The organism is Streptomyces griseorubiginosus (genome assembly GCF_001514195.1).
Lineage (GTDB): Bacteria > Actinomycetota > Actinomycetes > Streptomycetales > Streptomycetaceae > Streptomyces > Streptomyces griseorubiginosus.
The window spans coordinates 145,348-153,691 of sequence record NZ_KQ948734.1; the positions used below are offsets into that span (position 1 = coordinate 145,348).

Here is an 8,344-nt window from a genome sequence, read left to right on the forward strand (position 1 = left end):
AGGCCTGGCAGCGCGCGTCGGCCTCACCTCCCGTCACAAGGCGCGCGCCGCATACGCCCTGACGTCCGCGTCCGGGTCCGTCGTCGCCGTGGCCAGGGCCGCGCGGGCGTCCTCGGTGGCCGAGTGGCGGGTCAGGGCCAGGACGGCGGCCTTGCGGACGTCCGCGTTGGGGTCGGCGAGGGCCTTGGCGAGGGCCGGGACCGCCACCTCCGGGTCGGCGGCGGAAAGGGCCGTCGCGGCACCCGAGCGGACCTGCCAGGCGGCGGCCGACAGGGCGGTCACGGCACGGGCGGCGAGCGCCGGCGGGCAGCCGGTCGTGCCCAGCGCTCCAAAGGCGGCCCCCTGGACCAGCGCGTCGGCGTCCTCGGTGAGCCGGGTCAGGGCGTCCAGGACGGCGTCCAGCGGGCGTTGGGCCCACACCGTCGCCAGTGCCTTGGCGAACGTCACCCGGACCTCGCGGGACGGGTCGGCGGTGGCGGCGCGGGCCAGTTCCGTCGCCGCGTCCACCGAGACCAGGGCACGGACGGCCTCGATGCGGACGGGGATGTCCGCGTCGGTCAGGGCCCCGGTGAAGAGTTCCGTGTCACCGAGGCGCAGGGCGCGCAGCACATCGAGGGCGGCGGTGCGGACCACGGGGTCCGGTTCGGTCAGAGCGGCGGCGAGGCCGTCGCGCAGGGCGGGTTCGGGCGGGAGCGTCTCGACGAGTTCGCGCAGGGACGCGGCCGCGGCGGCGCGGACCTCGGAGGCGGGGTCGCGCAGTGCCTCGGCGAGGGCGGGGCCGGTGCCCGGCGGCAGCGTCTCGGTCAGCACGGCGACGGCCTCGCGCCGGACGGCGGGCGCCGGGTCGGTCAAGTAGGGCCGCAGTGCGTCGAGTTCGGGCTGTTCCTCGGCGAGGGCCACGAGTTCGAGGAGGCGGGTGGGGGAGTTCACCGCTCCTGCCTCCACCTTTACCGCGGCTCCTGCCTCCACCTCCACAGCGGCTTCCACCGCCACCGCCACCCCGGTCTCCACGGCCACCGGCGCCCGATCCCGGCCCCCCGCCGTGGCCACCTGCTCCGGGTGCACCTCGCCGAGGTGCCGGGAGGGGCCGCCGACCGGGGTGAACTCGTCGATCGGGACCAGGTAGGGGGCCACCGGACGGGCCGTGAACTCCATCGCGCCGGAGGGGGACTTGTGCAGGTCGAGGTGGTGGAACCAGGAGTCGTCGTCGCGCCGGGGGTGGTCGAGGCGGTCGTGGTAGAGGCCCCAGCGGGACTCCGTGCGGGCCAGGGAGGCGCGCGCGGCCATCTCCGCGCAGTCGCGGATGAAGGTGACCTCGGCGCAGCGCATCAGTTCGTGCGGGGTGTGCGCGCCCATCGCGGCGATGTCGTCCCGCATCCGCTCGAAGTGCTCCAGGGCCAGGGACAGCCGGGCGCCGGACTTCGGCGGTGCCACGTAGTCGTTCACGAAGCGGCGCAGCTTGTACTCGACCTGGGGCTGGGGCGGGCCGTCCGGATTGCGCAGCGGACGGTAGATCAGTTCGTGCGCCGCGCGGAGCTGGTCGGTCGGCAACTCGCCCTCGTAGGGCGTGTACTGGGAGGCGTCCGCGCCCGCGAGGTCGCCGAAGACGAACGCGCCGATCATGTAGTTGTGAGGGACGCAGGCGAGGTCGCCGGCGGCGTAGAGGCGGGGGACGGTCGTCCGGGCGTGGTCGTCCACCCGTACGCCGGAGGCCGAGTGGCCGCCGCACAGGCCGATCTCGGAGATGTGCATCTCGATGTCGTGGGTGCGGTAGTCGTGGCCGCGGCCTTCGTGGAAGGTGCCGCGGGTGGGCCGCTCGGTGGAGTGCAGGATCGACTCCAGGGACGCGATCGACTCCTCGGGCAGGTGGCTCAGCTTCAGGTACACCGGGCCCCGGTCGGAGGCGACCTCGGCCGCGAACTCGGCCATCATCTGGCCGGACCAGTAGTCGGAGTCGACGAAGCGTTCGCCGTGCCGGTTGACCTGGTAGCCGCCGAAGGGGTTGGCGACGTAGGCGCAGGCGGGACCGTTGTAGTCCTTGATCAGCGGGTTGATCTGGAAGCACTCGATGCCGGTGAGCTCGGCGCCCGCGTGGTAGGCCATGGCGTAGCCGTCGCCGGCGTTGGTCGGGTTCTCGTACGTGCCGTACAGGTAGCCGGAGGCGGGCAGGCCCAGGCGGCCGCAGGCGCCGGTGGCGAGGACGACCGCGCCCGCGCGGACCGTGACGAACGCGCCGGTGCGCGTGTTGAAGCCGACCGCGCCCACGGCCCGCCCGTCATCCGGAGCCGTCAGCACCCGTACCGGCATCACCCGGTTCTCGATACGGATCCTCTCCCGCATCTCGCGCCGCCGCAGCTGCCGGTAGAGGACCTTCTTGACGTCCTTGCCCTCGGGCATCGGCAGGACGTAGGAGCCGGAGCGGTGGACCTGGCGGACCGCGTAGTCGCCGTGTTCGTCCTTCTCGAACTTCACGCCGTACGACTCCAGGCGCTGCACCATGCCGAAGCCGCGGGTGGCGGTCTGGCGGACGGTGGACTGGTCGACGATGCCGTCGTTGGCGCGGGTGATCTCGGCGACGTAGTCGTCGGGTTCGGCGCGGCCGGGGATGACCGCGTTGTTGACGCCGTCCATCCCCATGGCGAGGGCGCCCGAGTGCCGGACGTGCGCCTTCTCCAACAGGAGCACGTCCGCGCCGTGCTCGGCGGCGGTCAGGGCGGCCATGGTGCCGGCGGTGCCGCCGCCGATGACGAGGACGTCGCAGCGGATCTCCTCGGCGTCGGTGAGGGCGGGGATCTCCAGGGGCGTGGTCGAGGAGGAGGTGGTCACCGGGGGGCCTTTCAGGTACCGAGCGAGGAGAGGACGTCGCGCCGCAGTGCCAGGCGCGCGGGATTGTCGTGCGCCGACCGGTCGCGGGGGCGGGGGACGTCGCGTACGGCGGTGAGGCGGCCGCCGCCGAGGAGGGCGACGCGGTCGCCGAGGAAGAGGGCCTCGTCGACGTCGTGGGTGACGAAGACGACCGTGGCGCCGGTGCCCCGGAGCACCTCGACCAGCAGGTCCTGCATGCCGGCGCGGGTCTGGGCGTCGAGGGCGCCGAAGGGTTCGTCCATGAGGACGGCCCGGGGTGCTCCGGCGAGCGCGCGGGCCAGTTGGGCGCGCTGGCGCTGCCCGCCGGAGACGCGGTGCGGCAGGTGTCCGGCGCGGTCGGCGAGTCCGACGCGGTCGAGCCAGGTCCCGGCCTGGGCACGGCGTTCGGCGCGGGGCAGGCCCTTGACGGCGAGGGGGAGTTCGACGTTGGCGCGCAGGGTGCGCCAGGGCAGCAGGGCGTCCTCCTGGAAGACGAGGGCGCGGTCGGCGCCGGGGCCGGTCAGGGGGCGGCCGTCCTGGGTGATCTCGCCGGCCAGCAGGGGGAGGAGACCGGCCAGGGTGCGCAGCAGCGTGGACTTGCCGCAGCCGGAGGAGCCGACGACGGTGAGGATCTCGCCGGGGGCGATGTCGAGGCCGACGCCGGTGACCACGGGGGCGTCCGGGCGGCCGAGGGTGGCGTCGCGCAGGGTGAGGCGGGTGCCGTGCGCGGACTCGGATGCGCTCGCCGCCCTGGGAGCGGGCCTGCGGGTGGTGTCAGACGAGGTGCTCATCACGTGCCTCCTCGGTCTTCGGGGTGGTCGCAGGGGTGCCGGGGGCCCCGGCGGTGACGGCCGTGACGGCGACGCGGGCGCTCCGGGGCCGCCCCCCGGTGTCGTACGACGTCCTCGGCAGCCAGCGCGTCAGGCGGCGCCCCAGCAGCTCCACGGCGGTGGAGGTGAGCCAGCCGAGGACGCCGATGGTGACCATGCCGACGAAGACGCCCGCGTAGTTGACGACGGTGTAGTCCTGCCAGGTGCGGTAGCCGACGCCGTACTGTCCGGAGATCATCTCGGCGGAGATCACACAGATCCAGGAGACGCCGATGCCGACGGACAGGCCGCCGAAGATGCCGGGCAGGGCGCCCGGCAGGACGACCGAGGCGAGGATCCGCCACCGGCCGCCGCCCATGGTCAGCACCGCCTCCTCCCACACCGGGGTCAGCGCGCGGACGGCGTGCCGGGTGGAGACCAGGACGGGGAAGAAGGCGGCGGTGCAGGTGATGAAGACGATGCCCTGCTCGTTGGAGGGGAACAGGAGGATCGCGACCGGGACCAGGGCGATCGCGGGGACCGGCCGGATCACCTCCAGGACCGGTCCGAGCAGGTCCTCGGCGAGACGGGAGCGGGCCACGAGCACGCCGGTGGCCACGCCGAGCACCGCGGCGAGGAGGAAGCCGGTGAGGATGCGGGTCAGGCTGTCGGTGAGGTCGGTCCAGTAGTCGGGTCCTGACAGCCGCTCGGCGAAGGCGCGGGCCACGTCGGCGACCGTGGGGAACTGCGAGAAGCGCAGCCACAGGTCGATGTCCAGGCTGGTCAGCAGCTGCCACACACCGAGGGCGGCCGCCGGCGAGGCCGCCCTGAGCGCGTACCGGCCGGCTTTCGGCAGGGGCCGCCTCGGGAAGGGACGCCGGCCCGCAGCCACAGGCCCGCCCCCTGCCCGACGCCGGCTGACCGACGGACGCCCGCTCACGACGCCTGCTCCAGTGCCTGCGCGTAGGTGACGGTCCGGGCTCCGGCGTGTGCGCCGACGTAGGCTCGCGCGGTCTCCGGGGCGACGAAGGGCAGCAGCCGGTCGCCGTCGGCCACCCAGACCGCCTTGTCGGCGAACCAGAGGGTGCCGGTGGTGGCGTCCGGGACGTAGGCGGCGCGGATGCCGTTCTGGTGCGCGGAGACGTACTTCAGCAGTTCCACGGGCGTCTTGAAGCTCTGTGTCTCGGTGGCGCCCCTGGGCCAGACCTCGCTCGCGGAGGCGGCCGGGGCGGCGGCGAGGCGCTTGGCGTACCCGGAGCCGAGGGCCTTCCTGACGTAGTGGTCGTCGACGAAGGCGTCCACGTCGATGTCGCCGGTGAGCTTGGCCGCCTTCAGGACCGAGACGTCCTGCTTCAGGGCGGAGACCAACTGGGGCTTGAGGGCGGGGTCGAAGGTGGAGATGCCGTGGGCGCCGTTGTAGAGGTAGACGACCTCGGGGGGCAGGCCGGTGGCCTTGGCGACCGACTCGGCGGCGGCGACCGGGTACGCGTCGAGGTAGTCGGTGGCCTCGGCCTGGGCCTTGAGGAACGCCTCCAGGACCGCGGGGCGCTGCTCGGCGAAGTCCTCGCGGGCGGTGACGCCGTGGAAGGTGGGCAGGTTCAGCTCGGCACCGTCGTAGAGCGCCTTCGCCTTGCCCTGGTAGGTGAGGAGTCCGGGCCAGGCGACGAACTGGGAGAGTGCGTCGGTGCTGCCCGCCGACAGGGCCGAAGCACCCACGGCGGGCTGCTGGTTGAGCTTCTCGATGCCCTTGTCGGGGTCGATGCCGGCCCGCTGGAGGGCGCGTACGAGGGTGCCGTCGGCGGCGGAGCCGACGCTGGTGGAGACCTTCCTGCCCTTCAGGTCCCCCAGGGAGGCGAGCTTCGAGTCCGGGGCGGTGACGATGGTGTTGAGGCCGCCGCGGAGGTTGTAGCCGGTGACGGAGACCAGGTGGGTCGGCTTGCCGAGCTGCTTGCCGCGGGCCGCGTTGATGAGCAGCGGGAAGTCGCCCATCGAGCCGATGTCGATCTTCCCCGCGGTCATCTGGGCGGTGATGGGGGCGCCCGTGGCGTAGTCCTGCCAGTCGACCTTGTAGGTCCTGCCGTCGTGCAGCGCGTCGAGTTCCTTCTCGAAGTAGCCGAGGGAGCGCAGCAGGGTGCCGGCGGTGACGGTGTTGATGGTCTTGGACTGGTAGCCGACGGTGACGGTGACCGTGGTGCTGTCACCGGCCTGGGCGCTGCCACAGGCTGTCAGCGGTGAGAGCAGCAGGAAGGTGGCGACAACTGGTTTGATCTTCATGGGAGTTCGGGACCTCTCACCGGAGCAGATAGGGCATGTTGACCGTGACGGCTCCAGTGGGACAGCGGGCCGCGCACGGGCCGCAGTACCAGCACTCGTCGACGTGCATGTAGGCCTTGCCGCTGCTGGTGTCGATCGCCAGGGAGTCCAGCGGGCACATGTCCACGCAGAGCGTGCAGCCGTCGATGCACTTCGACTCGTCGATGGTCACGGGCACATCGGCCCGCTGGGGCGCCAAGGGCATGGCTGTCTCCAGGAAACGGCTCGGAAAGAGGTCAGAGGGAGCGGCGCAGTTGGCCGCTCATGGTGATGCGGTCGCCGCGGAAGCGGATGAACTCCAGGTCGACGGGGCGGCCGTCTGCGAGGTGGGTGAGGCGTTCCAGCATCAGGACGGCCGCGCCGCGCGGGGCCTCCAGTACGGCGGCGGAGTGGGCGTCCGCGTTGACGGCCTCCAGGGTGATCTCGGCGTGGCCGAGGCCCTGGCCGGTGATCGTCTCCAGGAGCCGGAAGACGTCGGTGTTCTCGAGGTCGGCGCCGAGCAGGGCGGTCCCGATGTCGAGGGGGATGTAGGTGAGGTCGAGGGAGAGGGGCAGGCCGTTCAGCCGGCGCAGCCGCTCGATGTAGAGGACGTCGGTGCCGGGCGCGACCTTCAGACGCTGGGCCACCGGGTGCGGGGCGGGGGCGGGGCCCATGGTGCGGACCTCGTTGGTGACCGTGCCGTGTTCGTGGAGGGTTTCCGCGAGGCCCATCAGACGGTCCAGGCCGTGGGGGTACTTCTGGCCGACGACGACGGTGCCGACGCCGGGGTGCCGGGCGACGAGTCCTTCCGCGCGGAGCAGGTCCAGGGCTTGGCGGACCGTGTTGCGGGAGGCGCGGTAGTCGGTGGCGAGGACGCTCTCGTGGGGGAGGGTGCCGCTGTCGAACCCCCCGCTGAGGATCTGGTGGCGCAGCAGATCGGCCAGCTGCCGCGCCTGGTCCGCACGCAGCCGGCGCCGGGCCCGGGCGGCGACGGTGGTCGCTCCTTGGCCGGCGTGGTCCCGGATACGGTCGGTGGAGGGCATGGCTGGAACCATACCGAGCAGGTAGGAAAAGGAGTGTTGCCGCTTTGTTGCGCCACCTGACGGGGTGACGGATACCCGCCTGAGCTGCGCTGATGCCCGCTGTGGGGTGAGATGTGCCACCTGATGGCGAAGGCGAAGGGGGAGGTCACTCACTCAGGGGCGCGGGGAACTGCGCGACAAGCCCCCACCGGCCGGCAGCCGACGAAACAACCCTTACGCCAGCGCAGACAACCCAGGCCCAAAAACGATCAGCAACGGCAACAACGGCACCAGCGCAGCCGTCGCAGACGTAAGCGCCCTCTGCCGCCGCAACAACCTCGGCGGCGGCTCCAGCAACCGGTCCACCCGCTCACCCAGCAACCGATGACTGGACGCACACGACAGCACCCCCCGGTGCTGGTTCAGCGTGATCAGCGCGAGCGCCGTCGTCAGATGCCCGCACCGCCGCGACGCGGTGTCGTCCGCCGCCAGCTCCACCAACCGGTGCGTCTGGTCGCAGAAGTGGGCGAACAGCGGCACCCGCGGGAACCCCGTGGCCAGCGCCGTCGACAGATGCAGCAGCCAGTCGTGGCGGGCCCGCGCGTGCCCCCGCTCATGGGTGAGGACGGCGTCCAGCTGATGGTCGGTGAGCCGGTGCAGCGCCCCCGTGGTGACGATCAGCTGCGGCGGGCTCCCCGGCATCCACCACGCGTCCGGGTACTCGTCCTCCAGGACCAGCAGCGGCCCGCGCTCCAGCGTCCCGAGTCCCGGCGGCAGATCCGGTGCCCGCTCCCGCAGTTGCGCCCGCGCGGCGCCCCGGCGGCGCCGGGTCTCGACCAGCTCGCGGGCCAGCATCGCCGTCGTCCAGGCCGCCCCCGCCGCCAGCAGCAGCGTCGAGACGACCGCCCAGACCGGCGCCGCCGAGAGGTCGTACGCCGCGGTCACGGCGGGCGGTGCCGGGGCGAACACATGGTCGCGGACCGTGTGGAAGACGGCGGCCGCCCCGAGGACCAGCGCGGCGAGGCAGCACAGCAGCACGGTGGCGACCAGGCACTGCCACACCCACAGGCCGACCACCGGTTCCCGTTCGGGCCAGGCGGCCCGGGTGAGCGCGCGCGGCACCGGCACGGCGGCCGCCAGGGCGACGGTGCTCAGCAGGAGCAGGCAGAGTGTCATGCCACGGGCTCCGGATCCTGATCGGAGGCAGGGGAGGGTGGGGCTGGGTGACGAGGTGCTGCGGGGGCGGTCGCGACGCGTCCCACGCGGACCCCCCGCGGCCAGTATGCCGTGAGGAGGCCTCCCGCGGCAGGACTCGAACAGTCCCAACCGCCCCGGACGCACCTTTCTGACACCCCCGGCACCTCGGCGCCCCCCCGC

General features: G+C 72.9%; 7 protein-coding genes. All 7 read right to left on the reverse strand.

The features are described 5' to 3' along the window. Positions 1 to 33 precede the first annotated feature (33 nt). Positions 34 to 2,826 (reverse strand): fumarate reductase/succinate dehydrogenase flavoprotein subunit, encoded by a 2,793-nt coding sequence (locus AQJ54_RS00715; RefSeq protein WP_062232817.1) that lies wholly within the window; start codon positions 2,824 to 2,826, stop codon positions 34 to 36. A gap of 11 nt (positions 2,827 to 2,837) precedes the next feature. Then, the gene (locus AQJ54_RS00720) at positions 2,838 to 3,635 is read right to left on the reverse strand and encodes an ABC transporter ATP-binding protein (protein ID WP_062232820.1); all 798 of its coding nucleotides are present in this window, start codon (positions 3,633 to 3,635) and stop codon (positions 2,838 to 2,840) included. Then, complete coding sequence (locus AQJ54_RS00725) at positions 3,619 to 4,545, reverse strand: ABC transporter permease (RefSeq protein WP_062232824.1); 927 nt, start codon at positions 4,543 to 4,545, stop codon at positions 3,619 to 3,621. The genes AQJ54_RS00720 and AQJ54_RS00725 overlap by 17 nt, the downstream gene beginning before the upstream one ends. Before the next feature lie 44 nt (positions 4,546 to 4,589). Further along, positions 4,590 to 5,927: an ABC transporter substrate-binding protein gene (locus AQJ54_RS00730; RefSeq protein WP_062232827.1), complete on the reverse strand. Its 1,338-nt coding sequence runs from the start codon at positions 5,925 to 5,927 to the stop codon at positions 4,590 to 4,592. A gap of 16 nt (positions 5,928 to 5,943) precedes the next feature. Then, entirely contained in the window at positions 5,944 to 6,171 is a 228-nt protein-coding gene (locus tag AQJ54_RS00735) for a 4Fe-4S dicluster domain-containing protein (RefSeq protein ID WP_018568287.1), read from the reverse strand. Between the two features lie 31 nt (positions 6,172 to 6,202). Next, positions 6,203 to 6,988, reverse strand: a complete 786-nt coding sequence (locus AQJ54_RS00740) for a GntR family transcriptional regulator (protein ID WP_062232830.1) — start codon at positions 6,986 to 6,988, stop codon at positions 6,203 to 6,205. Positions 6,989 to 7,201: 213 nt separating this feature from the next. Beyond that, positions 7,202 to 8,143 carry a M56 family metallopeptidase gene (locus AQJ54_RS00745; protein WP_062232832.1) on the reverse strand — a complete coding sequence of 314 codons (942 nt, stop codon included), beginning with the start codon at positions 8,141 to 8,143 and terminating at the stop codon, positions 7,202 to 7,204. Positions 8,144 to 8,344 lie beyond the last annotated feature (201 nt).

What these genes read in the sequence shown, in the direction of transcription:
- AQJ54_RS00745 (WP_062232832.1), bottom strand. Translation starts at nt 8,143, where the DNA reads ATGACACTCTGCCTGCTCCTGCTGAGCACCGTCGCCCTGGCGGCCGCC.
- AQJ54_RS00740 (WP_062232830.1), bottom strand. Translation starts at nt 6,988, where the DNA reads ATGCCCTCCACCGACCGTATCCGGGACCACGCCGGCCAAGGAGCGACC.
- AQJ54_RS00730 (WP_062232827.1), bottom strand. Translation starts at nt 5,927, where the DNA reads ATGAAGATCAAACCAGTTGTCGCCACCTTCCTGCTGCTCTCACCGCTG.
- AQJ54_RS00720 (WP_062232820.1), bottom strand. Translation starts at nt 3,635, where the DNA reads ATGAGCACCTCGTCTGACACCACCCGCAGGCCCGCTCCCAGGGCGGCG.
- AQJ54_RS00735 (WP_018568287.1), bottom strand. Translation starts at nt 6,171, where the DNA reads ATGCCCTTGGCGCCCCAGCGGGCCGATGTGCCCGTGACCATCGACGAG.